General features: G+C 53.5%; 30 protein-coding genes. 17 read left to right on the forward strand and 13 right to left on the reverse strand.

What is annotated here, in order from left to right:
• From HOJ95_07415 to HOJ95_07425, 3 genes are all read left to right on the forward strand, one after another.
• A partial coding sequence (locus tag HOJ95_07415) for an ATP-dependent helicase (GenBank protein MBT6394517.1) occupies positions 1–1,745 on the forward strand: 1,745 nt, incomplete at its 5' end.
• A gap of 44 nt (positions 1,746–1,789) precedes the next feature.
• Complete coding sequence (locus HOJ95_07420) at positions 1,790–2,431, forward strand: flavin reductase family protein (protein MBT6394518.1); 642 nt, start codon at positions 1,790–1,792, stop codon at positions 2,429–2,431.
• Positions 2,432–2,448: 17 nt separating this feature from the next.
• Positions 2,449–3,093 carry a cytochrome B gene (locus tag HOJ95_07425; GenBank protein MBT6394519.1) on the forward strand — a complete coding sequence of 215 codons (645 nt, stop codon included), beginning with the start codon at positions 2,449–2,451 and terminating at the stop codon, positions 3,091–3,093.
• An 89-nt stretch (positions 3,094–3,182) separates the two neighbouring features.
• On the opposite strand, the gene HOJ95_07430 is transcribed toward HOJ95_07425, so the two are convergent.
• Both HOJ95_07430 and HOJ95_07435 read right to left on the reverse strand, forming a co-directional pair.
• Entirely contained in the window at positions 3,183–4,436 is a 1,254-nt protein-coding gene (locus tag HOJ95_07430; protein ID MBT6394520.1) for a 2-oxo acid dehydrogenase subunit E2, read from the reverse strand.
• Positions 4,437–4,538: 102 nt separating this feature from the next.
• Positions 4,539–5,126, reverse strand: a complete 588-nt coding sequence (locus HOJ95_07435) for a hypothetical protein (GenBank protein MBT6394521.1) — start codon at positions 5,124–5,126, stop codon at positions 4,539–4,541.
• A gap of 276 nt (positions 5,127–5,402) precedes the next feature.
• Here HOJ95_07435 and HOJ95_07440 point away from each other — a divergent pair, with 276 nt between their 5' ends.
• The 9 genes from HOJ95_07440 (at position 5,403) to pnp (ending at position 14,408) form a co-directional block, all read left to right on the forward strand.
• Positions 5,403–5,933, forward strand: a complete 531-nt coding sequence (locus tag HOJ95_07440) for a ribosome maturation factor RimP (protein MBT6394522.1) — start codon at positions 5,403–5,405, stop codon at positions 5,931–5,933.
• On the forward strand, positions 5,930–7,276 hold the full coding sequence (gene nusA / locus HOJ95_07445; protein MBT6394523.1) for a transcription termination/antitermination protein NusA: 1,347 nt from the start codon (positions 5,930–5,932) through the stop codon (positions 7,274–7,276). The genes HOJ95_07440 and nusA overlap by 4 nt, the downstream gene beginning before the upstream one ends.
• Positions 7,277–7,335: 59 nt before the next feature.
• The gene (locus HOJ95_07450) at positions 7,336–7,920 is read left to right on the forward strand and encodes a YlxR family protein (protein ID MBT6394524.1); all 585 of its coding nucleotides are present in this window, start codon (positions 7,336–7,338) and stop codon (positions 7,918–7,920) included.
• A 90-nt stretch (positions 7,921–8,010) separates the two neighbouring features.
• The gene (gene infB / locus HOJ95_07455) at positions 8,011–10,188 is read left to right on the forward strand and encodes a translation initiation factor IF-2 (protein MBT6394525.1); all 2,178 of its coding nucleotides are present in this window, start codon (positions 8,011–8,013) and stop codon (positions 10,186–10,188) included.
• A 40-nt stretch (positions 10,189–10,228) separates the two neighbouring features.
• Positions 10,229–10,519, forward strand: a complete 291-nt coding sequence (locus HOJ95_07460) for a DUF503 domain-containing protein (GenBank protein ID MBT6394526.1) — start codon at positions 10,229–10,231, stop codon at positions 10,517–10,519.
• Positions 10,520–10,544: 25 nt separating this feature from the next.
• Entirely contained in the window at positions 10,545–10,916 is a 372-nt protein-coding gene (gene rbfA, locus HOJ95_07465; protein ID MBT6394527.1) for a 30S ribosome-binding factor RbfA, read from the forward strand.
• Entirely contained in the window at positions 10,913–11,821 is a 909-nt protein-coding gene (truB, locus tag HOJ95_07470) for a tRNA pseudouridine(55) synthase TruB (GenBank protein ID MBT6394528.1), read from the forward strand. Before rbfA ends, truB begins: the two co-directional genes overlap by 4 nt.
• 127 nt (positions 11,822–11,948) lie before the next feature.
• Entirely contained in the window at positions 11,949–12,218 is a 270-nt protein-coding gene (gene rpsO / locus HOJ95_07475; protein ID MBT6394529.1) for a 30S ribosomal protein S15, read from the forward strand.
• Positions 12,219–12,272: 54 nt separating this feature from the next.
• Positions 12,273–14,408 carry a polyribonucleotide nucleotidyltransferase gene (gene pnp / locus HOJ95_07480; GenBank protein MBT6394530.1) on the forward strand — a complete coding sequence of 712 codons (2,136 nt, stop codon included), beginning with the start codon at positions 12,273–12,275 and terminating at the stop codon, positions 14,406–14,408.
• An 86-nt stretch (positions 14,409–14,494) separates the two neighbouring features.
• Here the strand turns inward: pnp and HOJ95_07485 are convergent, their stop codons facing one another.
• From HOJ95_07485 to HOJ95_07495, 3 genes are all read right to left on the reverse strand, one after another.
• On the reverse strand, positions 14,495–14,830 hold the full coding sequence (locus HOJ95_07485; protein ID MBT6394531.1) for a flagellar biosynthesis anti-sigma factor FlgM: 336 nt from the start codon (positions 14,828–14,830) through the stop codon (positions 14,495–14,497).
• A 34-nt stretch (positions 14,831–14,864) separates the two neighbouring features.
• Positions 14,865–15,431 (reverse strand): hypothetical protein, encoded by a 567-nt coding sequence (locus HOJ95_07490; GenBank protein MBT6394532.1) that lies wholly within the window; start codon positions 15,429–15,431, stop codon positions 14,865–14,867.
• A gap of 197 nt (positions 15,432–15,628) precedes the next feature.
• On the reverse strand, positions 15,629–16,981 hold the full coding sequence (locus HOJ95_07495; protein MBT6394533.1) for an amidohydrolase family protein: 1,353 nt from the start codon (positions 16,979–16,981) through the stop codon (positions 15,629–15,631).
• 242 nt (positions 16,982–17,223) lie between these two features.
• Here HOJ95_07495 and HOJ95_07500 point away from each other — a divergent pair, with 242 nt between their 5' ends.
• The 4 genes from HOJ95_07500 to HOJ95_07515 all read left to right on the forward strand — a co-directional run bounded on the left by HOJ95_07500 (position 17,224) and on the right by HOJ95_07515 (position 18,762).
• Positions 17,224–17,838, forward strand: a complete 615-nt coding sequence (locus HOJ95_07500) for a methyltransferase domain-containing protein (GenBank protein MBT6394534.1) — start codon at positions 17,224–17,226, stop codon at positions 17,836–17,838.
• Between the two features lie 15 nt (positions 17,839–17,853).
• A complete protein-coding gene (locus HOJ95_07505) occupies positions 17,854–18,012 on the forward strand; it encodes a hypothetical protein (GenBank protein ID MBT6394535.1) in 159 nt (52 codons plus the stop codon).
• A gap of 189 nt (positions 18,013–18,201) precedes the next feature.
• Positions 18,202–18,453, forward strand: coding sequence for a hypothetical protein (locus HOJ95_07510; protein MBT6394536.1), 252 nt, complete (start codon positions 18,202–18,204; stop codon positions 18,451–18,453).
• 45 nt (positions 18,454–18,498) lie between these two features.
• The gene (locus HOJ95_07515; GenBank protein MBT6394537.1) at positions 18,499–18,762 is read left to right on the forward strand and encodes a hypothetical protein; all 264 of its coding nucleotides are present in this window, start codon (positions 18,499–18,501) and stop codon (positions 18,760–18,762) included.
• A 48-nt stretch (positions 18,763–18,810) separates the two neighbouring features.
• Here HOJ95_07515 and HOJ95_07520 read toward each other — a convergent pair whose 3' ends face one another.
• Entirely contained in the window at positions 18,811–19,503 is a 693-nt protein-coding gene (locus tag HOJ95_07520) for a glycosyltransferase (GenBank protein ID MBT6394538.1), read from the reverse strand.
• A gap of 175 nt (positions 19,504–19,678) precedes the next feature.
• Here HOJ95_07520 and HOJ95_07525 point away from each other — a divergent pair, with 175 nt between their 5' ends.
• The gene (locus tag HOJ95_07525; GenBank protein ID MBT6394539.1) at positions 19,679–20,122 is read left to right on the forward strand and encodes a carbon monoxide dehydrogenase subunit G; all 444 of its coding nucleotides are present in this window, start codon (positions 19,679–19,681) and stop codon (positions 20,120–20,122) included.
• A 110-nt stretch (positions 20,123–20,232) separates the two neighbouring features.
• On the opposite strand, the gene HOJ95_07530 is transcribed toward HOJ95_07525, so the two are convergent.
• The 7 genes from HOJ95_07530 to HOJ95_07560 form a co-directional block, all read right to left on the reverse strand.
• Entirely contained in the window at positions 20,233–20,940 is a 708-nt protein-coding gene (locus tag HOJ95_07530; GenBank protein ID MBT6394540.1) for a hypothetical protein, read from the reverse strand.
• Positions 20,897–21,046: a hypothetical protein gene (locus tag HOJ95_07535; protein MBT6394541.1), complete on the reverse strand. Its 150-nt coding sequence runs from the start codon at positions 21,044–21,046 to the stop codon at positions 20,897–20,899. Before HOJ95_07535 ends, HOJ95_07530 begins: the two co-directional genes overlap by 44 nt.
• A 6-nt stretch (positions 21,047–21,052) precedes the next feature.
• Positions 21,053–21,223: a hypothetical protein gene (locus HOJ95_07540; protein ID MBT6394542.1), complete on the reverse strand. Its 171-nt coding sequence runs from the start codon at positions 21,221–21,223 to the stop codon at positions 21,053–21,055.
• 576 nt (positions 21,224–21,799) lie between these two features.
• Entirely contained in the window at positions 21,800–22,273 is a 474-nt protein-coding gene (locus HOJ95_07545) for an OsmC family protein (GenBank protein MBT6394543.1), read from the reverse strand.
• 117 nt (positions 22,274–22,390) lie between these two features.
• Positions 22,391–24,214: a pentapeptide repeat-containing protein gene (locus HOJ95_07550; protein MBT6394544.1), complete on the reverse strand. Its 1,824-nt coding sequence runs from the start codon at positions 24,212–24,214 to the stop codon at positions 22,391–22,393.
• Between the two features lie 285 nt (positions 24,215–24,499).
• On the reverse strand, positions 24,500–24,778 hold the full coding sequence (locus HOJ95_07555) for a hypothetical protein (protein MBT6394545.1): 279 nt from the start codon (positions 24,776–24,778) through the stop codon (positions 24,500–24,502).
• Positions 24,779–24,808: 30 nt separating this feature from the next.
• The gene (locus HOJ95_07560; GenBank protein ID MBT6394546.1) at positions 24,809–25,063 is read right to left on the reverse strand and encodes a hypothetical protein; all 255 of its coding nucleotides are present in this window, start codon (positions 25,061–25,063) and stop codon (positions 24,809–24,811) included.
• Positions 25,064–25,125: the final 62 nt, after the last annotated feature.

The following is a 25,125-nucleotide window of genomic DNA, read 5'->3' on the forward strand; positions in this document are numbered from 1 at the left end:
AGGAAAAACACTTTCCAAAAGGAAATGTCCTCGAATCCCTCCTTGCTTTTGCTGCCGACACCGATCGCACCCCCGCCACCGCAGTAATGGATCGGGCTCCCTATCTGGCGGATAGACTCGCCGAAATCGAGGAAGTCGCGGCGAAATACATTGAGCGAAAAAAAGAAATTCAGGCCATGGATTTCTCCGATTTGCTCACCCATACGCGGACACTTTTATCTGATCACGAGCAAGTGCGTGCGCTCTACCAAGAACGCTTCCGGCACATTCTCGTGGACGAGTACCAGGATACCAACAAGGTCCAGGCCGACATCATTGACCTGCTTGCCGGGGGGCATCGGAATCTCACTGTTGTGGGTGATGATGCCCAGAGTATCTACAGCTTCCGGGGCGCTCACTTTGAGAACATCATCACTTTCCCGGATCGCTACACGGATGCACGTTTGTTCCGCCTTGAGGCCAACTATCGGAGCACCCCGCCCATCCTCGCGCTGGCGAACGCCTCTATTGCTCAAAACAAGCGCCAATTCAAAAAAGAACTTGCCACAACACGCGAAACCGGCTCTTTACCTGCTCTCGTGCCTTGCCGTGAGGTGTTGCAGCAGGCCGACTTCATTGCCCAGCGCATACTCGAGTTGAACGACGAGGGTGTGCCTCTTTCCGAGATCGCCGTCCTCTATCGGGCGCACTATCACTCGATGGAAGTTCAGATGGAGCTTACGCGGCGGGGGATTCCTTTTGAAATCAGAAGTGGTCTTCGTTTTTTCGAGCAACGCCACATCAAGGACGTGACCGCATTTGTTCGCCTTGTGGCCTCGCCCATGGACGAGCTTGCCTGGAAGAGGGCGCTCAAGCTTCTGCCTCGTGTCGGAGAGGCGACGGCGGCCCGCATATGGGCAGTATTGTCAGCCCAGGATGATCTGCTGCGTTTTGCCGCAAATGCAGATAGCGGTTTTGTTCCCAAGCCCGCTCGTGAGAGTTGGGAGGTCTTCAGGCGACTCATCGAGGCGCTGGCAGGGTTGGACCTAAGATCGGACCCGGACCCTGGTGGCGAGAAGGGCGCGCCACCAATCTCGGGGATGATCGATCTTATCCTCGATAGATTCTACGAGAGCTACATGGAGGCGAACTTCGACAATGCGCCGTCGCGGGTTGAGGATATCCGCCAGCTATCAGAGTTTGCCACCCAATATGAATCGCCCGAGACGTTTCTTTCAGATCTGGCGCTCATGGGAACGGTGGCAGCCGAGAGCGCGGCCCCTGGCGAGGAGGGACCCGAGGAGGCCGTTGTCTTAAGCTCAATTCATCAAGCCAAGGGGCTCGAATGGCGCGTGGTGTTCATGGTCTGGCTGACGGATAGCCACTTTCCGCTCCAGCGGGCGCTTGCCGACCCTGATGGAGAAGAGGAGGAGCGTCGCCTGTTCTATGTGGGGCTTACCCGGACGAAGGATGAGCTTCATATGTGCTACCCCATGCTCGAGAGCGACAGCCGGCGGATGGGTGTCTTCTCTCGTCTCTCGCGCTTTGTGTCGGAGTTGCCCGAGGAGCTTTACGAGCGCTGGTCTCTTGAGGAGGATGCGGCTCCCGAGCAGGCATGGGATGATGTCCCTGTAATTCAGGAGGGCAGGCCAGGCGAAGAGCTGCCCTCTGAGGGCTCCTCAAGGGCTATAAGCCGTTCGGCTAGCCGACCCGCCGACCCGGACGAGCCCGATGGCCTGCACTACGAATATGACGATGAATTTTAACGAAAGAGGGGCCTTTTGCCCCGCGAACTGGAGGAATCATTCATATGAAATTCGTTACTGTTGACCCCTCAGAACTTGATCGTCGCCAGATTTACCGATTCATGGTCGGATCAATTGTCCCGAGGCCCATTGCCTGGGTGAGCACGATTAGTGGTGAGGGGCACACGAACCTTGCCCCGTTCAGCTTCTTTACCGCCGTCTCGCATGCGCCTCCCATGATGTCGATTTCAGTGGGCGAGACAAGCGAGGCCCAGAAGCACACAACACGTAACATCCTTGAGACACAAGGTTATGTCATTCATGTCGTGGTGAACGGCATGGAGGAGGAGATGAACATCTGCTCTGGAAATTTCCCCGAGGAGGTGAGCGAGTTCGATGAGGCGGGTCTCGAAACCGTGCCCTCGGATATTGTTCCCGCCCCGCGCATTGCCAATTGTCCGGTGGCAATGGAGTGTGAATTGAATAGTGTCATCACGAATGGCAGCGAGCGGGGAGAGCGCACGAACCTTATTATCGGCGAGGTCGTACGCTGGCACATCAGCGAGGATGTGATGTCAGACGATAAGTACATTGACCCGGTTAAACTCGCTCCGGTGGGCCGTCTCGCCGGTAACCACTACTGCCGCACCCAGGACGTTTTTGAGATGCAGCGCCCCGATCGAAAGCCCGGACAGATGGTGAGCTAGGCAGGGGGGCGGGTGCCATGAGTTCTCCAGCAAATAATGAAGTTGTGTCCACGAGTTCCCGGTTGCGAGTGTGGGATTTGTTCGTTCGCGTCTTTCACTGGTCCGTCGCCGCCGGCTTCTTCATCGCCTACTTCACCGAGGATGATTTCATGCTCCTGCACGTGTGGACGGGCTACTTGGTGGGTGCGCTGGTGGCTATGAGGATCGTTTGGGGCTTTATTGGTCCAAAGTACGCCCGGTTCTACGATTTTATCTATTCTCCTTTCACGGTTTGGCGGTATTTGGCCGATCTCGCTCTCCTACGAGCCAGGCGGCATCTTGGGCACTCGCCCGCTGGCGGAGCCATGACGCTGCTACTCCTGCTCATGTTGGTGGCGGTGGTGTGGACTGGCCTCAATATCTACGTCATCGAGTACGGCTCTGGCCCTCTCTTGCGCCTGTCGATTCGCTCCCAGGCGGTGCCGAGAGCGATTTTGGCCAGGCAGGATGGCTCGGATAACGATGACTACTGGGAGGACCTCCACGAGGCGCTCTCCCATTTCCTCCTCTTTTTCGTTCTTCTTCATATCGGGGGCGTGGCGCTGGCCAGCTTTGTCCATAAGGAAAATTTGACACGAGGGATGATTACCGGAATCAAGAAGAATATTGAAGGGGATGATTAGACTGTTAAAGTAAAACTTTTGGGCCTCGAAACGTGACTAGATAAATATATTTAAGTATTTGATATAAAATAGGTTGGCCTGAAATAATTTCAAGCAGGCATGACCTTGGGATGCTCTAGCATCTCTTTAAGAGTTGCTAGGAATTCGGCGGCAGGTGCGCCGTCCACAAGACGGTGGTCGGCGTTGACTCCGAGATAGCAGGTGGTCCTGGGGACGACCTCGCCGCCACGCACGACAGCCCGCTCCCTGGCTGCGCCGATGGTGAGAATAGCGCTTTCTGGGGTGTTGATGATTGCCGAGAAGTGATCGACTCCGTAGGCCCCTAAATTCGAGACAGTGAAGGTGCCGCCCTCAAGGGCGCTGAGGGGAAGGTTTCCGGCTCTGGCGTTCCCGGCCAAGGCGCGTGATTCCCCTGCAATTTGGTCAATGGATTTTTGGTCTGCCCCCCGGATGACAGGGACCATCAGACCTGCGTCCACAGCGACAGCAAGCCCGATATTTATGTCCTGCATCTGGTGAATTTCGTTCCCAATCAATTGAACGTTCACGGCGGGGCATCGGCGAACTGCCCGGGCAGTATAGAAAACAATCAAATCGTTGATGGATACTTTGACACCAAGATCAGCCTCCCAGGCAAGCTTGCTGGCCTCTCTTACAGCGAGGAGGTTCGTGAGGTCCACTTCGGCCTGGAGGGTGATGCGTGGAACCTGGTCCCAACTGGCGGCCATGCGCTCGACGATGACTTTGCGCACGCCGGCGACGGGAGAGGTGGCAGCGACGGCAGGAGGGCCGCTCTGGGCGGCGGGTGGCGCATATGGAGCGGCGGATGTTGCGCCGCCTGAGGCTGCAGCTTGCACATCAGCCTGGACGATTCGGCCACCTGGACCGGTGCCTCTCACTCCGCAGTAGTCGATGCCCATTTCGCGGGCGAGGCGGCGGGCGGCGGGGCTGGCAAATATGCGGCCTCCCTGAGAGGGCGCCACTGTCGAGTTCACAGAAGGTGCATTTACAGCCGCTGGCGCCGGTATAGCGGGAGTCTCCGAGGCGGGAGGCGTATCAGCCTGCGCGGCAACGACTTTGGGCGCGTAATCACTAATATCCTCGCCCTCGACTCCGATGACGGCGATGTTTTCGCCGCAGGGCACGACATCTCCTTCGCCCGAGAAGGTTTTTAGAATCACCCCTTCATCCGGGGATTCGACCTCGTACTCTACCTTGTCGGTTTGGATAAGAAGGATCATTTCGCCCTTGTTCACGGCCTCGCCGTCGGACTTGAGCCATTTGAGGATCGTACCCTCCTCCATGGTCAATCCGAGCTTGGGCATGGGAATAGGCGTGGCCATTTTGCAACTCCTAGCTAGAAAAATTACGAGTCAGAGATTACCGCAAACGGGCGGGCGCGGTCCATGGTGGTCAAAGGCGGTTGATGCCATCGGGTCTTGCGGTCAATCGTTTCGTTTGGCCCTTAGCAATTCGCGCTGGCGCTGGAAGGTGTAGCGCAATATATGCTCTTTATCCTGGGCGTTTATAGCAACGAATTTTGAGGATACATCGATTATCGAGCCGGGTAGTCTGTCGAGATAATTCTTCGAGGTGCCGGTCCTGCCGATTTCGGCGATGGCCTCGACCCGCATGGGGGGCGAGGATGGAAAAATCATGGCTATCCAAAGGAAATCCCCTTTTTTATATTCCTGCTGGCTGGGGAAGCGGATACCTGAGCCGCTCACATTGACGCCACTGCGGACGTACTCCGTTTCCTGCGAGGCATGCTCATTTTTCTGAAGAAGCGAGATGATCATATCGAGTTTACGGTCGAGCAGTGATATCGCCCGCCAGGTAGGCGATTCAGGGTCCACTGTGCGGCCAGCCGATTGAAGAATGGCAGATACCGTGTCTAAGCCCGCGCCAGTGGAGGTGCCGGTAATCTCCTCGCTGAGAGAGTCTTTTTCCGCAGAGGTGAGTACCCTGTGGCTGATTTCCAAAATGTCGTCCACGCGGACCATTTCGCGCCGCTGGGCTTCACTTTGCGCCATCTGTGTGTCTCCCGTAAATGGTGAAAATTCATGGGCTTTCGGGAAGGGAATTTAACATGGGGCCTCTTTCGGGGCAAGACGGGAATCTGTTGGCTGGTGCTATTGTCTGGGATAAGGAAATTGTCCGTTTGAACCAAACTCTCTGCATGTGAAATGGCATCTTGCACTTGTCGACGATGAGGGGTACATTACCTGCGACGTGTACACCGCATGTCTTAGAAGTGGGCCCGCTGATGCGGCCCGCTTTTTTTCGTCCCCTTTTTGGAGTGGGGCACTTTGTCCTCTCGTGATATTTTCAGCATTGTGTGGCCACTAGCAGAGGAAGTGGCTCATTCGCTAGGTTTTGAAGTAGTAGAAATTGAACGGGGTGGGGGCCGTGGACGAATGGTCATCCGCCTGTTTATCGATAAGCCGGATGGTGTGGCCGTGGGAGACTGTTCTCGTATGAGCCGCGAGTTGAGCATGCGCCTTGAGGAGGAGGACCTCATCGAGTCTTCCTACGTCCTTGAGGTGTCGAGTCCCGGCCTTGAGAGGCCCCTTAGAAAAGCGGTCGATTTCGAGCGCTTCTCTGACAGTCCTGTCGAGATCCGCCTTTTCTCACCCGATGGCGAGAGCGGGCGCAAGCAGTTCACTGGAACACTATTGGGGATCGAGGGAGAAACGGTAACAATTAAAGTCGAGGGCGGCGAGAAACGCTCTTTTTCCCTGGGCGAGATTTCCCGGGCTCGCCTCCGGGTGGACTGGGACACTGTATTCCAGGACAAACCACAATCGGGTGAAGTGAAAGATGGAGGGTTGCACAGGTGAGCCAGGAGTTATTGGCGGTTCTCAACCAGCTTGAGCGCGAGCGGGGAGTGGCCAAAGAAATTCTTCACGACGCATTGAAGACGGCCATTGCCTCGGCCGCCCGTAAGCAGTACTCGCTGGGTGAGAACGTAGAGGTCGATTTTGATCTTGAGACGGGTGAAATACGGGCAATGATGGTCAGGGAAGTAGTGCGGATCATTCAGAATCCCGAGGTGGAGATCGATGTCGAGGAAGCTCGTAAGGATTTCCCTGATATCCAGGTCGGCGAGCCCTACAAGACCTCTCTCAACACAGATGGCCTTGGTCGTATTGCCGCCCAGATGGCCAAGCAGGTCATTATCCAACGTGTGCGTGAGGCCGAACGGGCGAATATATTTCAAGAGTTCAAGAGCCGTGAGGGTGAACTCATCACGGGTTCAGTCTCTCAGGTTGAGCGCGGCAACATCTACATCAATATTGGGCGCACCGAAGCTATTTTGCCGCGCCGGGAGCAAATTTTCCGTGAGGTGTATAAGCGAGGCGACCGAATTCGCGCCTATATTCTTGAGGTGCGTGAGGCATCGAAAGGCCCGCAGGTAGTGGCTAGCCGGACACATCCGGGCCTCCTGATTCGCTTGTTTGAGCTAGAGGTTCCTGAAATATACGACGAAATTGTCGAGATTAAGTGCTGCGTTCGAGAGCCTAGTGGGCGCTCGAAGGTAGCGGTGGTGAGCAACGACAGGGACATCGATCCGGTGGGCGCCTGTGTCGGCACCCGGGGCAGCCGTGTTCAAGCGATCGTTCAGGAACTTCGCGGAGAGAAGATTGACATCATTCCCTGGAACGAGGATATCCGAACCTTCGCAGGCAACGCTCTGAGCCCGGCTAAAATCCAGCACATTACCCTTCACGAAGAGGACGGGCGGATGGAGGTTCTTGTTCCTGATGATCAACTCTCTCTCGCCATCGGCAAGGGTGGGCAAAACGTTCGCTTGGCCGCCAAGCTCATCGGCTGGAAAATCGACCTCAAAGGGGAGAGCGAATACCGCCGAATGGTTGCCGAACAAGCATTCGCCTCGGACGGTGCCGCGAAGGACGATGACGCGGAGGCATCTCCGGTTGAATCTGCAGATGCCTCTGGGGACTCGGATCTCTCAAAACTCGAGGCTGTGGGCGATAAAATGGTTCAATTATTAAGCGCAAACGGATTTGCTACAATCAGCTCGATTGCGAGCGCTTCCCTGGATGCGCTTTGCGAGGTACCTGGCATTGGGCCCAAACGCGCTCAGCTTCTTATTGATGCGGCTGAGAAATTTGACGTCCCCTCGATAGAGGGGTCCAATGACGAGGAAGTGGAGTCGTAGTCGGCGCTTTTGGATTGAGGCTTGTCCGGTAGCTCTTTTTTAATAAGGATGCGTGGGCGGTGCCCGAGCGAACTTGTATTGCTTGCCGAAAAAAGGAGCCTCCCGAGAAGCTTTTTCGTATGGTGGCTGGCCCCGGCGGCGATGTATACGTTGAATTGGATAGTCGGCTGCCGGGTCGGGGTGCATATTGTTGTTTTAATGCTGGGTGCTTTGATTTGGCCCTTGAGGCAGGAAGGTTGAAGCGAGCGCTTCGCTCTGAGGTAAAGTCGCCCGATGGCGCTAGCATCTCCGCCGCCCTTGTTGAGAATTTGGGAAGGCGCTTGGAAGGTATTTTAGGTGCGGCCTGGCGCAAGCGAGTGGTGTCGGCAGGACGCGATACTGCCTTAAGGGCATGTCGCAATAAAACGGGGGGGTGCCTCTTTTTGGCGAATGATCTTTCAGAGTCAAGTCGCTTGGAGGTGCTCGAGGCTGATTTGGGTATGGCGGCAAAGAGTGGGCCCGTGAAGTTTCCTTTGCCGATGGCGCGGGTCGGCGATGTGTTTGGTAGCCGCCCTGTAGGGGTGTTCTTTGTTGCCGATCCCTCGCTGGCCAACCCGTTGGCGCTCAGAAGTGCTCAGGTGGATGTGCTGGAGTCGTTACCGTAGAATTTTTGTTTAAGAAGAATATGTGACATATAGGGATCGAGAAGGGGCCGAGAGGGCTAGACTAAATTAAATGGCGCGGAGGCAGTTTGAATGGCGAAGGTGAGGATCTACGAGCTAGCTAAAAAGCTCGGGTACGTGAATAAAGTGTTTGTCGAGGAATTGGCCAAAGAGGGAATAGAGGTCAAGAGTCACATGAGTACGGTCGATGAGGAAACGGCCGATCTCGTTATGACGCTTTTCTCTCAACAGACGCCCGCCAAGGCCACGCCCGAGAAAAAAGAGGCTGCCCCGAAAGCTGAAAAAGAGGCTGCCCCGAAAGCTGAAAAAGAGCCCAAAAAAACACAAGAGAAATCTCCTGCAAAGAAAAAATCTGAGCCTGCCAGTGCCAAGGAGCCTCCTGCGCCACAGAAGCCAAAAGTAGAGGAGCCAGCAGCGCCCGTAAAGGAGGTTCCCCTTGCGCCTGTAGCTGAGGAGCCGGAGCGCGATGATCGGCGATCCCGGCGCCAGAAGAAAATAAGTCTTCCCGATGCCCTCACTGTAAAAGAACTTGCTGATAAGCTGAGCATCAAGGCAACAGAAGTTATTAAAGAGCTCATGAAACTTGGCCAGATGACGACTATCAATCAGATGATCGATAACGATACGGCTGAGATTGTTTGCACAGAGTTTGGTTTTGAAGTCGAAGTTGCCAAAGAGAAGTACGAAGATGTGGTGTTAGCAGAGGAAATTGAGGAGGAGGAAGATAACCCCGAGGATATGGTTTTCCGGGCCCCAGTAATTACGGTCATGGGCCATGTTGACCACGGCAAAACTCGTCTCCTCGACGCAATTCGGAACGCGAACGTCATGGACGGTGAGGCGGGGGGTATTACTCAGCATATTGGGGCCTACCGGGTGACAACGGAAAAGGGAACCGCCGTTTTTCTCGACACACCGGGCCATGAAGCCTTCACTGCCATGCGCGCACGGGGCGCCCAGGTCACGGACTTGATAATCCTTGTCGTTGCATCCAACGAGGGCGTTATGCCCCAGACCCGGGAGGCCGTGGCACATGCTAAGGCCGCTGGTGTGCCGATCATGGTGGCGATGAATAAGATGGATCTGCCCGACGCAAATCCAGACCGCGTGAAGCAACAACTCTCCGAGCTGGAACTCATTCCCGACGATTGGGGTGGCGACACCGTGTATAGCCCGGTGTCAGCAAAGGAAGGTGATGGAGTTGATGACTTGCTCGACATTGCAATCCTCCAATCAGAAATGTTGGAACTCAAGGCTAATCCCTCGCGTAGCGCCAGGGGAATTGTAATTGAGGCAAAACTTGATAAGGGGCGCGGCCCGGTGGCAACGGTTCTCGTGCAACGCGGTACACTATCGGTCGGAGATAATTTTGTCGCGGGCAGTTGGAACGGGAAAGTCCGTGCCCTGCTTGATGATCAGGGCAGAAAAATTAAGACGGCGGGCCCCTCGACGCCTGTCGAAATTTTAGGAATTAGTGGTGTCCCCCAGGCGGGTGACGAGTTTTCCGGCGTTGCCGACGAGCGTACGGCGAGAGAAATAGGTTCTCGCCGCCAGCAGCACGAACGCCTAGTCGCAATGCTTCCGATGGCTCGAGTTAGCCTGGACACATTCTTGGAAGGCGTGAAGAAGGGCATTGTCAAAGAGTTGAACATCATTCTCAAGGCCGATGTTCAAGGAAGTCTTGAGGCCCTCAAGGAAAGCCTCTCAAAGCTGGGTAACGATGAGGTGGCGGTGAAGATCCTTCATGCCTCGGCGGGTGGCATCACTGAGACGGACGTCATGCTGGCGGCCGCCTCAGCAGCGATTATTGTCGGCTTCAACGTACGCCCGACACCGGGGGCCGATGAAACGGCCAAGCGCGAGAAGGTGGACATTCGTCTCTATTCGGTAATTTATCATGCCATCGAGGAAGTAAAGGCAGCCCTTGAGGGAATTCTCGATCCGCACATCAGAGAGATTGTTCGCGGGCATGCCGAGGTTCGCGATACGTTCCATATTCCGAATGTGGGGCTCATTTCCGGTTGTTATGTTACGGATGGCACGATCCAGCGCGGCTCTGAGGTGCGTCTCATCCGGGACAGCGTCGTTGTATACACGGGACGTCTTTCCTCGTTGCGCCGCTTTAAAGAGGATGTTTCCGAGGTGCAGCAGAGTTATGAGTGCGGCATCGGTATCGAGAAATTTCAGGACGTTAAGGAAGGCGACATCATCGAGCCCTTCGTCACCGAGGAGGTAGCCCGGACCCTCTAATCTCAAGCCAGGGTTCGAGCGCCGGGTTGGAGATAAAAAGATGACAGCCGTGGGTCTTTTGTCCGTGGACCTACACATTCCAGAAAGTCGTTCCCTAAAAGCCAAGCGCAAGGTTGTTCAATCGATCATTGCCAAGTTGCGGCAGCGCTTCAATGTCGCCGTGGCCGAGGTTGAATTTCAGGACAAATGGCAACGTTGCAAGCTCGGGGTGAGCGCCGTTTCGAATAGTGGTAGTCACGTTGATGAGCAGCTTCGCTCTGCGCTCGACTCGATTGAGGATATGGTCATGGGACGAGCGGTCATTCTCGACTACGATATCGAGATTCTTTAAAACCCAAGGCCGGGAGCAAAGGGATATGCCTTCTAATCATAACTTTCCGCGGTCAGCTCGAGTGGCTGAGTTGATTCATGCCGAACTCGGGGGGCTGCTATTGAATGGTGTGAAGGATCCTCGAGTGCGGAATGTGGGTATCACTCGGGTCGAGGTTTCTCCCGATCTTCGGGTGGCCAGTGTGTTTTTTAGTTGCTACGGCGAGGGGCGGGGCTCTGAGGCGGAAATCGAGGAAGGTATGGAAGGGCTCGTGAAGGCGAGTGGATTTCTTCAAGCGAAATTGGCTGATGGGCTCGAACTCAGGCGGGTTCCTAAACTTGAATTTCTTGTTGATCGTGGCATCGGGCATAGCGATGAGATCAACCGCATGTTGATGGATTTGGAAAGAAATAAGTGAAATTCACGGGTGTTTTGAATTTGAAGAAAAAGGCGGGTCCCACTTCGCATGACGTTGTGGCGAGCGTGCGGCAGCTTGTGCCTAAGAAAACAAAGGTGGGTCATGCGGGCACCCTCGATCCAATGGCCGAGGGTGTGCTTCCTGTTTGTGTGGGGGCGGCCACGAAAATTTTCCCCTATCTTCTCGATTGCCAGAAAACCTACCGGGCGACGATGATCTTTGGGCGAGTGACGGACACCCAAGACACGACGGGCGAGACGCTATCGGAGGAGGCACCCGGTGAAATATCGCTTGTGGAGGCGCAGCGGCTTCTCGACACTTTCAGGGGCGAGGGCATTCAGGTGCCGCCCATGTATTCGGCATTAAAAGTGGGTGGAACTCGCTTGCACGAGTTGGCCCGGGCGGGAAAAGAGGTCGAGCGCGAGGGCAGGGCGATTACGGTTTTCGATATTCGGGCGCTTGAACTGGTGGGGAGTAGCCTTACTTTCGATGTTACTTGCAGCCGCGGTACTTATATTCGCTCGATATGTCACGATGTAGGCGCTCTCCAGGGGAGTGGAGGGTGTATGGATGCCCTCACGAGGACCCAATTGGGACCGTTTCGAATCGAGGAGGGGATCTTTCTCGAGGAGGCAGAGGCTTTGGCCGACGAGGGACATTTGCAGGAGAGCTTGATAACGCTCTCAGATGCTCTGACACATCTGCCGGCCATTACCCTTCGACCCGGTAAAGAGGATCGATTCAGGAACGGGGTGCAACTCGAAAATAGGTATTTTGAGGCCGCCGAGCCTCTCCAGGGGGACTCGAAGGTGCGTGTTCTAGGCAATAATGGCGATCTGGTCGCGGTCGGAATCATTCTCCCGGGGGGAGAACGTATCCGGGCTGACAGGGTATTTTCACGGTGAAATTCTTTTAATTCTGATATTTACATTGATTGCTAAGTTCGCTACAATCGCCCGCCGAAGAGTAAGAAATCCGTAAATTAATGACAGCCCGGATCCGCCGGGCCAGGCAAACCGAGGTGAAAGCAGAATGACCATGACGAAGGACGAGAAGACAGAAGTTATCGACAGCTACAAGACACACGAAGGCGACACTGGCTCGCCAGAGGTCCAGGTTGCAATCATCACAGAACGAATCACTTATCTCACAGACCATTTCAAAGTTCACAAGAAAGATCATCACTCCAGAACAGGTCTGTTGAAGCTCGTAGGACAGCGGAGGCGCTTGCTCGATTATCTGAGAGATAAAGAAGTCGGTCGCTACCGCACCTTGATTCAGCGCCTCGGCATTCGCCGCTAAGCGTTCCGGTATCTGCCGCTAGAGAGCGGCCAACCTCCAGAGAGATCCCTAATCATGCCAGCTACGCGAAAAGAATTATCCATCAATGGATTTAACCTCGCCTTCGAGACGGGCGAGATTGCCAAACAGGCCCATGGCGCCGTCATGATGTACTATGGCGAAACCCAGGTGTTATGCACCGCCTGTGCTGCTTCCACACCCCGCACGGGTTTCGATTTTTTCCCCCTGACCGTTGACTACCGTGAGGGTTTCTACGCAGCGGGGGTGATACCGGGCAATTTCTTCCGGCGCGAGGCGCGTCCCGGTGAGCGGGAGGTTCTGACCTGCCGCCTCATTGATCGGCCAATTCGTCCGCTGTTCCCGGAATCGTTCCAGTGCGAGACGATGATTCAGATCATGGTCATGTCCTATGATGGGGTTTGTGACTCAGATATTCTGGCCATCAATGGCACCTCGGCCGCGCTCCACATCTCAGACATTCCCTTTGCCGGCCCCATTGGCGCCGTGCGCGTGGGCCGGATCGATGGCGAGATCATTGTCAACCCCACTTTAGATCAGCAAATCGACAGCGATGTGAATTGTGTGATGGTGGGGACCGCCGATGCCATGGTGATGGTCGAGGCGGGAAGCTTCGAGGTCTCAGAGGATGTCTACATGGACGCCTTCGAGAAGGGCCACGAGGTCATTAAACAGCTATGTGCCGTGCAAGAAGATCTTAGAGCAGAGATTGGCAAGCCTAAACGCGAGCTCGATGAAGAGGTGGTCAATGAGGCCGTTAGGTCGCGAGTCTATGAGATTGCTGAGCCTCTTCTCAAAAAGGCAGCCGGAATTCATGAAAAACTTGCCCAGTACCAGGCTATCGGGGAGGCCAAGGCGGCCTGTATCGATGCGCTGTGTACTGGTGAGGATGACGCCCCGGATAAGAAAGAGGTCAGCGGTCATTTTTCTAATGCCGAGCATGATGTTTTCCGTGGCCTGATACTGAATGACAAAATCAGGGCCGACGGACGCAGTTTTACCGAGGTTCGCCCCATCACGATCCGCATGAACCCGCTTGCCAGAACCCACGGCAGCGTTTTGTTTACGCGTGGCGAGACACAGGCGCTTGTCAACGCAACTTTGGGGACCTCGAAGGACGCTCAGCTCATCGATACCCTGGATGGTAAGACCGACCGCACCTTCTTGCTTCACTATAATTTCCCCGGTTTCAGTGTGGGAGAGGCGAAACCCAACCGGGGACCCGGACGCCGCGAGATTGGTCACGGCGCGCTCGCCCGGCGGGCGGTTCAGGCCGTTCTTCCCGACCAGGATGACTTCCCCTACACCCTCAGAGTTGTCTCGGACATTACCGAGAGCAACGGAAGCTCCTCGATGGCCACCATCTGTGGAGCGAGCCTATCGCTCATGGCAGCAGGTGTTCCTATCACTTCACCGGTTGCCGGTGTGGCCATGGGTTTGGTGAGCGATGAGAAAACGGGAAATACAGCAATTCTTACTGACATTCTTGGCATCGAGGACCATCTTGGTGATATGGACTTTAAGGTGGGTGGCACCCGCGAGGGTATTACCGCCCTCCAGATGGACATTAAAATTGAGGGCCTAAAGTTCAGCCTCGTGCGCGATGCGCTGGCCCAGGCCAAGGTGGCGAGGCTTCACGTCCTCGACAAGATGGACGCCGTCCTTGCCCAGCCAACCGAGGAAATCTCCCCGTTTGCACCTCGTATCCTCTCCATTCAGATTGCCAAGGATCGTGTTCGCGACGTTATCGGACCTGGCGGGAAGGTAATTCGCAGCATTGTTGAGGAGACTGGTGCTCAAATTGATATCGAGGATGATGGCACGGTATTCGTCTCCTCGACCGATGAGGCGAGTGCTCGCCGCGCCATTGAGATTGTCCGGGAGATTACCCAGGAGGCCGAACCGAATAAAATTTACTATGGAACGGTTCGTAAAATCATGGATTTTGGCGCCTTCGTCGAAATTTTCCCGGGAACGGATGGTCTCTGCCACATCTCGATGATCTCAAAAGATCGCATCAAGGCTGTTACCGATGTTCTCAAGGAAGGGGACCAGATTTTGGTGAAATGCCTTGAGGTCGAGGGCAACGGTCGTATTCGCCTCTCGATGAAGGATGTTAAGGAAGAGGATGTGCCCGACGAGTATAAAGAGCATTTTAAGGCGGTGGAATAGGGCTCCGAATAATTTTTAGTTTCAGACATGAAAAAGCCGGCCCTCATCGGGTCGGCTTTTTTTGTTTGTGTGTTGAATATAGGCGGCTAGGGGCCGAATGACTTCATTTCCTTGAGCGCATCGAGGATGACTTTTTCCGCGATATCCTCGCCCGGAACATGGTAGTCGTCTGCCTCGATTTTGGCTTTGATTTCGCTCACCAGCTCTGTGCGGATGTCGGCGATCTCGGCTAGCGCCTTTTGGATGCGTCCCATCATCACCGCCTGCTCGCTAACCTCGATATTGTCACCGGCTGGCGCTTCAGCGGATGGACCGGGAGATGAGGCTCCGCCCTTGGCCTTTTCGGCATCTTGGCGGCGACGGAGGGAGTCGGTGTAGCTCTCGCCCGATATTTTTCTTCGAATAGGATCCATGTCGATCATGGATACTTCCTTCTCTGGTGGTCGTTAGTAGAAATCAGAGAACTTCACCCAAAATATTTTTCACCAACTGGCTAAGTTCAGTTTTAATAGCCTCGCGTGTATTATTGCTCAGCGGAACAACTTCTTCACCCGTTGTCTTGTTGACGATGGCTTGGTCTTGGCCGTCATCGTCCTGGCTAACTTCTAAACCAAACGACTCGATGAGGCTAATAAAAGCGGCCCGGCCTTTGTCCTGTACCTCGGCAGTTTCTATGCTTTCACCCTCTGTCCCTCGATCTTCGGTCTCTACTCCTCCATCGGCATTTTCGACGTCTTCTTGAGAGGCCCTAAGCGCTTGAGAGACCGCCGCCGGAAGGGGTGAAGGTTTTTCTAAGTATTGATCGACAAAGCGTTCGGTCATCTCCTCGATGTTCTGCTGTCTGTGCATCGAGGCTGCTGCATGCGCTTCATCAGCAGCCCTCCTGGCAGCATCAGAGATTTCCACCGAGGCGGCTGGATTATCCTTCAGCTTGGCACCAGCGATGCGCTCGCCCACCCGCTGCTGCCGCAGGTAGCTTTGTTGAACGTTATTCGCTAGATATGGAGCAATTCTGCCAACCATAGACGACCACTCCCGGTAGGGGTCGTGTAACCCAAATATATCTCAACAAGGGACAGCCCGCGAACTGCAATAGGCTGGCCCCATATCTACTCTTCCATTTCCCCTAACGGCACTCCTGAGGGGAACTTGAGTAAGATTTATGTTGTTTTTTAATTTTATATATATCAATAGGTTACGGGTGTTCCGCTGATTGATTGTCAGCTTCCGACCCTTGCCACCGGCTCGCCTATACCCGCTTGTCCCGTGACCTCGCCATCCTTCATCACCACATTTCCGCGAACGATTGTCATCACCGGCGCCCCTTTTGTCTTCATCCCATCGAACGGCGTCCACTTGCACTTGGACACAATGTCGGCGTCTCGGAGTGTTTCCTCGCGCTCCATGTCCACGATGATGAGGTCGGCGTCTGCGCCTATCTGGATTGCTCCTTTCCGCGGAAAAAGGTGGAAAAGGCGGGCAGGCTGCTCGCAGCATATTTTAACCCACTGATTGAGGGTCATGAGCCCATCACTTACAGCAGTGAGCATGACGCGGACAGTGGTTTCGACCCCTGGGATGCCGAAGGGGGCATCGTGGATGTTATCGACGCCGGCCTCCTTCAGGGCTCGGGGGAAGGGGCAGTGGTCCGTCCCGATGGTGTCCACCATATTTTGGCCGAGATAGGCACGCATGCCATCTTTCACCTCGGGGGCCCGAAGAACGGGCGTGAATTTCACGAACGGACCCTTTTCCTTCAAAGAATCGGTGTCCATGAAAAAGTATTGTGGGCAGCTTTCGGCGAAGATTTGAACACCGCGCTCCCTGGCCGCATGAATCGCATCGAGAAGGCGGGGCTGGCTTACGTGGGCGACGAGGACGGTGCATCCGGTCAACTCGGCTAGCGAGATGGCGTCCATCGTTGCCACGTACTCGCTCTCGGGGTTGCGCCAGTCGCTGATGCACATGTAGTCGGTGCGACCGTCGGCGTCGATTTGTGCCTTGGCCTTTTTGAGAATTGAATCGCTCTCGCAGTGGAGCATTACGGTGCCGCCGAAGGTCTTCACCTCGCGCATGACGTTGAGTAGTACGCCTTCGGACAGATCAGGCACCCCGTGAAGCTCGCAAATAAAGCCCTTGAATCCCAGTGCCCCGCCATCCCACATGGGTTTTAGATGCTCAAGATTATCCAGGTCGATGCCGCCCAATTGTCCAAAATCCACCACGGCACGAGAGTTTATATACTCAGTCTTCTCTTCAAGAATTTTTCTTGTGTAAACGAGAGGCTCGCTGCGGTGGTGGTCAACAACAGTTGTTATCCCGCCCCTTGCCGCTGCCATTGTTCCTGTTGTCCAGTCCTCTCGATCCGTGAAGCCCGGATCCATCATGTGTACATGCTCGTCCACCATACCGGGAAGAACAAAGCGCCCCTCGGCATCTATTTCACGGGCAGCTCCGGCCTCCTTTTCACTCGTGATGGCCGAGATGCGACCACCAGTCACGTAGATGTGGCCTGCAAAGGTGGACGATGGGGTAACTATTTGCGCGTTCGATACAACGAGATCGGCCGTCATGAAAAAAACCTCATTAAGGGCTGCCAAATATCGGCAGTCGGGAAACCTGCATGATATGGAAACTTATTCCGCGAACCAGTTTATTTTGGGGCCACCCTATCTATTGATCAAGCGGCTCTGGTTCAGGGTGGTTTTCCCTGATAAAGCCGCCGCCTATGTGATACGATTTAATTATTGACATCATATTCTCTCAAATTTAAGTACAAACATTCAATGGCACGAACCATTCGGAGGAAATTACTATGGCTGAAATCGGTGTGGTTTCAGATGTAGACACGCAAATGCTCAGAAAAGCGGTGCAGAACGAATATGCCGTTGTAGCAAATCAACCCGATAAGGGTTTTCATTTCCATACGGGAAGACCACTTGCGAAAATTTTGGGCTACGAGGACGACTGGTTAGAGGGGCTTCCCGAGAGCGCGGTTGAGTCGCTCGCTGGAACTGGCAATCCATTTTCCCTTGGCGAAATAAAGGCAGGTGAGCATGTGGTGGACATTGGCTGCGGGGCCGGGATGGACAGTTTTCTCGCCGCCAAGTTTGTCGGCTCCTCGGGCTGTGTTGTCGGGGTGGATATGACTCCCGCCATGCTCGACAAGGCGCGCGCCGCAGCCGAGGCAGGGGGCGTCAGTCAGATTGAATTTAAAGAAGCCTTGGCCGAGGAGCTTCCCGTCGAGGACGGCTGGGCCGATATCATCATCTCGAACGGGGTGGTGAATCTTTGTCCGGACAAGCCACGGGTGTTCGCCGAGTTGAACCGGGTTTTGAAGCCAGGTGGGAGGCTCCAGATTGCCGACATTCTGGTGTCCAAGCCTGTCCCCGAGGAGGCAAAGAGCGAAATTGACCTGTGGACTGGCTGAATTGCTGGCGCTCTGTTGGATACAGAGCTAGAGGCCGTCGTCACGCAGGCTGGATTCGAAAATTTCGAGATTACCTGGCGGAAGGACGTTTTCGCCGGCGCGCCCCAGGATTCAAGCGCCGCCGCATTCGGAACGGTGGGGATCAATTACAGGGCAAGGAAGCCTTCTTTGTAACACGATAAATTTGCCGATGCGGAATGGAGGAAAGTGGATTATCTCACGCGCTATGTAATGTTTTCTGAATTCTTGACGGTTCATAATTTGTTGTGTCGAGAATCAATGATCGCCCAGACATTTAATTTTTTCTGGCAGGTGTAGAGAAATCTTTTATTATTTCATCACACACTGAGGATGAGAATAGACATGGATAAACCAGCCGATGCCTTCTCGATGAGCACCAAACCTGGAGAGCGCGTTATCGACAAGCCCGAGCTCCCGAAAGGTGGACTCTCCACCGACAGCACCGTATACACCGAGGTGATTGTTGGGACGCAGCAGATGAAGCGCGGCACTTTCGGCAAGTTCGAAGTGTTGTGCGATGAGGGTGCACATATTGGGGGATCTGCAGAGTATCCTACGCCAATGACTTATATGGCGATGGGGGTGGGCTTTTGACTACTCACCCAGGTTGCGCGGTACGCGCACATGATGAAGATAGAAGTGAGTAATGCGAAGGTGAGCGTTCGATTCAGAAAACTCCTCGGAGGCTCTGTCTTGAAGGGCACGGTGTTCAATAAATGGGAAGCGGTGGATACCCATCTTGAGCTAGACTCTGATGCCCCGGCAGATAAATTGGCCCATCTCATCACAAATGCGAAGAACGGCTGCTTCGCAGAAGGAATGATCGTCCAGCAGGTGCCACTCAACAGCACTGTCGCGGTGAATGGCGAGCCTTTTCCTATCGAGGGCGTGACGACAGATTGAACAAGGTGGTTTCTGTTTCCCGCATTTATCTTGATTTGTATTTAATCTCTAATTTATCCCTAGTGCCGTACGCGTCGCGTGTGCGGCGCTGGGATTATCGCCGAGCCTTGTTCGCAGATTTTCCAGATCCCCGGGCTCATCGACGTCTCCCCACTCGGGAAGGGTGTGGATGAGGTAGCCCAGCGCCTCAAGATTTTTCTTTTGCGCCTCGAAGACGCCGGGGCCGCCCCACTCGATCCCGGTGAAAACGCCGGGCGTTAAGTGGTTCAGGCCGATGAGGTAGTAGCCCCTGTCCTTTGCGGGCCCGAGGGCGGCGGCGTTTTCGTTTTTCTCAAGGGCGGTGAAAGCCTCGAGGATGATTTCGGGGGGAAGGTCGGGGAAATCGGTTCCGATGAGGACTGCCCGGCTGTGGTGGGCGTGGCGCCCTCCATGAGTTAGGCGCCGGCCCAGCGCAACCGCCATGCGCTGGCTCAGGTCGGAGCCGGTTTGAATCTGGTGGAGAAATGGGCCGGGGAGCCAACGGGCGAGGAGAGGCGCTTGAGGAGATTCTCTATTAAGAGCCCATTCGGCGGCGAGGCCGACTGTTGTCCTCGATTTCCTGATTTTGTGGGCAAGTCTCGCGGCATCTGCAAGAAACGCCTCGTAGAGACGGGCCGCACCTACCTCGCCGAGGGCGGGGATGAGCCGGGTTTTTGTTTTCCCTGGAATGGGGGGGCGGGCAAAAAGGATGAGAGTTTCCATATTTAATTTTAAAATCGCCTTGTGCGCTCTCGGAGTTAAGGACCTCGAATTGGCCTATATGCATAGGGAATTCGTGGGAATTTACATGGAGCATGTGGGTTTCACCTGTTAGAATGCGCCACTTATTGAAGCGGAGCAATATCTATTCATTCAACCCAAGGGAAGCGGAAAGCGAATGGATTTTAATCAGGAAGTCACGATTGCGGCGCCGAGAGAGAAGGTCTGGGAATTTATCTGGAATGTGGAAGAATTTGCGGGCTGTGTCCCCGGGGTCGAGAGCGTGACGAAGGTGGACGAGACGCATTATGAGGTTTTGGTGGTTCAGAAGGTAAGCTTTCTCAAGGCGAGTTTTAACATGAAGATTGAGGTGGCCGAGCAGCGCGAGCCCGAGTACATTCGCACGACAGGCGAGGGGAAGGATTCGAAAATTGCGGCGAGTCTCAAGCAGACAAACGAGGTGCGCCTCGAGGCGCTCTCGGAGGGTGAGACGAGGGTTAGTATTGACTCAACTGTTGATGTGTTTGGCAAGCTGGGTTCGCTTGGATTTAGCGTGATAAAGAATCAGGCGAACAAGATTTTCAATGAGTTCGCGAAGAATGTGAAAGGAAAGCTTGAATAGGGCGAGATTGCCTCGAAGCACGTTTGAGTAAATATGTTCAAGTCATTGTAAATAGGTTGTTTATATCGTCGGAATAGGTTATGTCGGGCCCTTATGTGCGGCATGTGGCACTAGGAGGTCTCCTGCACCTTTCCAAGCAAGGCTCCTAGCTGCCTGATCGAGATATTCTCCATACGTGAAACGGCATCAATTATTTTATCCCTTAGTTTCGCACTCGTATGGGGCTCGGTAAGGACCGCGAATTTCGCTCGCACGCCCTCCCAAGTCATTGGGGACACAGGAAAACCCTCGTAGCTGGATTTGTCCAGAGTGCATGCGGTGCCGTCTTTCATGGTGATTTTTATGCGAACCGGCGACTCAGCCGGATAGCGTGCTGTAAGGTCTGGTTTGCTTGAAATTGTTACTCGGTGGAGAAGCCTTTGTACGTCATCTGCTAGAATTCTCGCCATTTCGTACTGAGGGGGCATTACCTGGCCATCTAGAAGCACGGCTGAAAGCACATAGGGAAGACTGTGATCGGTGGTCTCCCTGGTGCGCACATCATGTTTATCCCCTGCGCCACCACCACCCATGATGAAATATGCGCGCTCATAGGTTTCGACCTCGATAGCTTCAATCTCGTTTGGCTCGATGGTGTTTTCAGCTTGAAGCTCGGAAACACCTTCGATAGCTGTCTGTGAATGTACCCCGGCGATGTATTTCTTGACGCTCACCCCGAGCATTTTCTCAAGCGAGCGATTCTCCCAATTAATATTAAAGGGTCCAGTCACAGACTCAAAAAGCCCGTAGGGGCCCTCGAAAATCTCGATGGGGCCCATAAACCCCGCGCATGGCTAGAAACGCTGCATGTATCCCGTTAAATGCGGCATTTGCCGTGGCGAATCCCTTCCAGTGGGAGATATGACCCGTGCGAGTGACGAGCAAGGGATTTTACGTCACCCCGGCCAGAGCAAGCGTATTCGCGGCCCGTGCGGGGTCGAGTCCCAGTGTCCGCGCAGTCCCGGCTGCCACGGCATAGGACATCGCCAGAGGCTGATCGAAGCCTCTCTTTTCTCCGTCAGCCGCTGCAGGGGTCCGCCTCCCTCCTATTGAGTGCCACATGTCGCACATAGGCCCTTGCGGCCCCACAGGGCGAATATCTCGATCAGGCCCACAACACACATAAATACAAATACTTAAACGTCGACAATGTTTCGTTTAATAGCTGGGCATCAACCACACATCCGCCGCTCACAAAAGCCGCACAATCAGCCCATATTCAGTTCAACAGCCGCACACTCGTCGGTATTGCCAGTCCATAAAGCCGCACACAAACAATCGCCGCCGGGCAGAGTCTCCGTCGCGCATATTCATCAATCGCACGTTCGTCGGTATCGCCGCAAATTTATCAGCGTAGCAGCTCATAGGCCCCGCATCGGTGCTCATATGCCGCACATCGAAATCCGCTTAGCCGCCAGCCGTTCACTTATGCAGCGCACATCCAAGGCCATCAGCCGCACATCCAAATCCACCCGGATACCCGCCGTTATCACCCCAGATCGGACAGATCCTCAGACCGCATACCCGCCGTTATCACTCCAGACCGGAACGGTCCCCCTGGCCGGGACGGCCCCCTGGCCGGAAATCCGTCGATATCCACAGTCCTCTGGCCGGGACGGCCCCTCAGGGGGCTCCCTGCTAAGGGCGCTCGATGTTCCATTCCTCCACCAGCTCGCAGCTGCTCGAGCGAAAGAGCGCCGATATCGGGCAGCGCCCATGGTGCTGGCGCTTTAGCTCCGCCACCCGCTCATCTGTTTCATCCGTCACCAGGCGAATGTTCACCTCCACATGGTCGAAATTGGGGGTGATGCCGTTGTCCGCGTCCCTTGCGCCAAGGGGGTCCGCCGTGCCTCTAACCTCGATGCTCTGATCGATCACATTAAAATCGAGCCCCTTGGCCACCTTGCCCGTAATCACCGTCACGCACGCCGCCAGCGCCCCGAGCGCAATCTCCCTTGGGGTGGGGCCCTCGTCCGTGCCGCCAGCTTTCAGCGGCTCATCGGCATAAAACACATGGCCTCTCGCTTTGAGTTCAATCTTGCATTCGCCCAATTTTGAGGCGCGCACGCGCCGCTCTTGTTTGACCATTTCCTCTTTGGCTGCCTCCGCCATCGTTTTCAGTCTCCTTTGATGAAAAAGTTCCGCGAAATTTTCTTCCGCGCTATGGGTAGCTCCAAGAGTTCCGGATTATAGGGGGTATTTAGCGATCGGGTAAATGGGTTGGGGGAGTCAAATCATTCGAAATTGTCTTCTTACGGTTTGAAAAAACAAAAACAATGTTGAAATGGACAATAGGCTATGAATTACGGTCAACAAAATAATGCCCGTCCCAAGCCCCGGAGTGTTTTTTAAGATTTCAGTTGGCACGATGATTTGTCTTAATGTGAAAATAAAAGTGCTGGAGACGTCGGAGGAGTAGCCTGCAACTCCCAACCACCAATAAATTGAAAAAGCTAGGCCCTGAATACCTAGCCACAAGATAAATGGGCGCCATATATTTTGGCCATATTCTGAAACCAAGTCGTACAAATGAGATATGAATCTTTCAGTTCGAGATGTGTTTCTTAAATTCCGAAGAGCCTTCTGCTCTAGGGCATAGAACATAGCCTCCTCTCTTCGTGCTCTCCGATCTTCCATGAATTGCTTCAAAGTTCGGTAGGCCAAAAAGGCACTTGAGTGTGTCCAATTTTCGAATTTTGTTCCTATGAAATTTGTATCCTGGTGAAGTGTGCAGTTGTGAAAAGAAGGAGGGTATTTGAAGGTGGTTTCTGAGAAGTTTGTTGAATTGGTAAATCTGCGATTTAAAAAAGTTACAGGACCGCAAAAGATTGCCTTAAAGAAAGAAATAAGTTCAAAAAAAGAAGATTCCCTATTGTCTTCGGTGCATGAAAAATCTATTTTTCTGTAAAAAGTTGAATGCTCAAAATTATTATTACCTGCAAACTTTGTGTTCTGAAAGGAAGATTCTCCGTGGAAATTGGCATGTTTCCAATTTGACCCACTTCCAATTCGACAGTTGGTAAATTCAAATGAAAGTTCTTGAGCTTTAGATTTATCTTTCTCAATATTTTTACAGAAATGGGCTTCTTTGAAATTTGCGAATTTTGAAAATTCGCAACCACGAAAAACTGCGTTGTTGAAAAATTTGGAATTCTGAAAGCTTGTAATTGAAGTGAAGTTTATGGTGAAGATAGCATTGCCGATAAATTTAGCTTCTTGGAATGTCGCCTCGCCTTGACTTCGACCCTTGAACGAAACTTCGTCACAAAATGTTGCATTTGAAAAGTCCGTATCAGATCCTAAATCCTCAAATGTCACTTCATTATGGAAGTTGGCTTCCTTGAAAGCAAGGGACCCTTGAAAGGTATTGTTGCTGAAACTGAAGTGTGTCTTTTCTGAAAAGGTCGTATTCTCTGAAAAGGAAATCTCTGATTCCTTGGGACCTCGAACGAAAAATTTAAGTTCTGTTTCAAAAAGTGAGCCATCAAATATCGCTTTTCCTGAAAAAATAGGGTTGATGAACTCTGCGGTGTCTCCGTAGAATTTCACATTTTTGAATTCTGCATTTACACCATCGCTTTCAAAAGTAGTGCCATTGAAATCGGCTGAAGAATGGAATTCAGCATTGTTGAATATCGCTCTTTTGCCGAATGTCGCTTTTTGAAAAAATGCGGATGATTTAAAGATAGAACCTTCGAAATTTGCTTCTGCATTGAATTTTGCGCCCTGAAAATCTGCGGGTCCATAAAAAGTACAATTGTTCCAATCTATGTTGGGAACTGCTCCGTTAAATTGTTTGGGGAAATAATCTGGAGGAAATTCCGATGGAAAGATAGTTCCTGATAGGTCATAGGGAAGGTTGAGATTTCCATGACTGTAAAAGTTGGCAATATTTTTGATAATGGTGCTGTTGAATGTATCCGTTTTATTTGTCCATTTGGCCTTGTCGGATTTCTCTCCCTTTTCATTTTCTAGGGGCAAATGAAACTGGCACCACAGTTGGCCGGAGAACTTTGTTAGTTCATGTTCAGCTACATTGAACTGACATTCCATGTTTTCCTTGTTAGGACCTGTTTTGTTTTTATGTATATACGCGCAGGACACTGACTGTTCCTCGTAAGGAGTGATGTTATATAAGGCAAATTATATCTTATTTTAGTCTAAATGAAATCATTGCTTAGGTTAATCTGTCAATTAGCGGACATATATGCCTCCACCTCGCAATCCCCGCTCAATCGTTATTTTTTCTTGGCGGCGGAACTATGCGAGCGGCGCTATGAGGCCCGAGGCCGCCCGGAGCGGGGTGGTCTGACTATCGTAAATCGCCGCCTTGCGGCCTTATTCTTCCGTAATGCCCTCTAGAGACATGGGCTCCCCGTTCACAACAACGGTGCTCTCCAAGGGCACGGGCTGAACGATTAACTGTTCGGCATAACACCCCCCTTTGGCGCAGCGAATGAGGTGGGCTATTTTCTCCCTTGGCTCATCCGATTCAATCTCTAAATGTGTCTTGAAACCCTTATGATGAACCCCGACGGTGCCCTTAATCACCGAGCCGTGGAGCAGGTAGTCGCCCTCGACGCGGCAGCGCCCGCTTTTGATGGTCATCTTCAACATGTGCGCGTACCGCGCAACCTGGGTGAGCAGTCAAAAACCAATGGCGGTGCCGAGCATGGGCATGGGGGGCGGATATTTGCCCGTGCCGCCGATGCGCGCCGACTCATCGGTGTAAATGGTCCATCCGGCGGACTCGCCCACCTTGAGCATGGGTTCATTTTCCATTGTTTTAGTGTCGGCCCGAAGCTCCATGAGCACCCCTTTGGGGGGAAGCTCTGGTTTATCGGTAATCCGCTCGCCGGGCGCGGTTGGCGCCTCGCTCCATTTTAGGGGTTGCTCTTCCATGGGGTTTGTCTCCTGTCGGTAAAAAAGATGCGTGAAATTTTGTGGGCGCTAAATGCTAAAAT

The sequence above is a fragment of the Nitrospinaceae bacterium genome (assembly GCA_018669005.1).
Taxonomy (GTDB): Bacteria; UBA8248; UBA8248; order UBA8248; family UBA8248; genus UBA8248.

Excerpts from the sequence above, each read along its gene's own strand:
- rbfA (MBT6394527.1), top strand. The coding sequence starts at position 10,545 with ATGCCTTCTAATCATAACTTTCCGCGGTCAGCTCGAGTGGCTGAGTTG.
- HOJ95_07530 (MBT6394540.1), bottom strand. The coding sequence starts at position 20,940 with ATGGGCCCCATCGAGATTTTCGAGGGCCCCTACGGGCTTTTTGAGTCT.
- HOJ95_07545 (MBT6394543.1), bottom strand. The coding sequence starts at position 22,273 with ATGGCGGAGGCAGCCAAAGAGGAAATGGTCAAACAAGAGCGGCGCGTG.
- HOJ95_07540 (MBT6394542.1), bottom strand. The coding sequence starts at position 21,223 with ATGTGGCACTCAATAGGAGGGAGGCGGACCCCTGCAGCGGCTGACGGA.
- HOJ95_07460 (MBT6394526.1), top strand. The coding sequence starts at position 10,229 with ATGACAGCCGTGGGTCTTTTGTCCGTGGACCTACACATTCCAGAAAGT.
- pnp (MBT6394530.1), top strand. The coding sequence starts at position 12,273 with ATGCCAGCTACGCGAAAAGAATTATCCATCAATGGATTTAACCTCGCC.
- HOJ95_07525 (MBT6394539.1), top strand. The coding sequence starts at position 19,679 with ATGGATTTTAATCAGGAAGTCACGATTGCGGCGCCGAGAGAGAAGGTC.
- rpsO (MBT6394529.1), top strand. The coding sequence starts at position 11,949 with ATGACCATGACGAAGGACGAGAAGACAGAAGTTATCGACAGCTACAAG.
- HOJ95_07510 (MBT6394536.1), top strand. The coding sequence starts at position 18,202 with ATGGATAAACCAGCCGATGCCTTCTCGATGAGCACCAAACCTGGAGAG.
- HOJ95_07485 (MBT6394531.1), bottom strand. The coding sequence starts at position 14,830 with ATGATCGACATGGATCCTATTCGAAGAAAAATATCGGGCGAGAGCTAC.
- HOJ95_07550 (MBT6394544.1), bottom strand. The coding sequence starts at position 24,214 with ATGGAATGTCAGTTCAATGTAGCTGAACATGAACTAACAAAGTTCTCC.
- HOJ95_07490 (MBT6394532.1), bottom strand. The coding sequence starts at position 15,431 with ATGGTTGGCAGAATTGCTCCATATCTAGCGAATAACGTTCAACAAAGC.
- HOJ95_07425 (MBT6394519.1), top strand. The coding sequence starts at position 2,449 with ATGAGTTCTCCAGCAAATAATGAAGTTGTGTCCACGAGTTCCCGGTTG.
- HOJ95_07420 (MBT6394518.1), top strand. The coding sequence starts at position 1,790 with ATGAAATTCGTTACTGTTGACCCCTCAGAACTTGATCGTCGCCAGATT.
- HOJ95_07500 (MBT6394534.1), top strand. The coding sequence starts at position 17,224 with ATGGCTGAAATCGGTGTGGTTTCAGATGTAGACACGCAAATGCTCAGA.
- HOJ95_07520 (MBT6394538.1), bottom strand. The coding sequence starts at position 19,503 with ATGGAAACTCTCATCCTTTTTGCCCGCCCCCCCATTCCAGGGAAAACA.
- HOJ95_07430 (MBT6394520.1), bottom strand. The coding sequence starts at position 4,436 with ATGGCCACGCCTATTCCCATGCCCAAGCTCGGATTGACCATGGAGGAG.
- HOJ95_07560 (MBT6394546.1), bottom strand. The coding sequence starts at position 25,063 with ATGGAAGAGCAACCCCTAAAATGGAGCGAGGCGCCAACCGCGCCCGGC.
- HOJ95_07495 (MBT6394533.1), bottom strand. The coding sequence starts at position 16,981 with ATGACGGCCGATCTCGTTGTATCGAACGCGCAAATAGTTACCCCATCG.
- HOJ95_07555 (MBT6394545.1), bottom strand. The coding sequence starts at position 24,778 with ATGTTGAAGATGACCATCAAAAGCGGGCGCTGCCGCGTCGAGGGCGAC.
- HOJ95_07435 (MBT6394521.1), bottom strand. The coding sequence starts at position 5,126 with ATGGCGCAAAGTGAAGCCCAGCGGCGCGAAATGGTCCGCGTGGACGAC.
- infB (MBT6394525.1), top strand. The coding sequence starts at position 8,011 with ATGGCGAAGGTGAGGATCTACGAGCTAGCTAAAAAGCTCGGGTACGTG.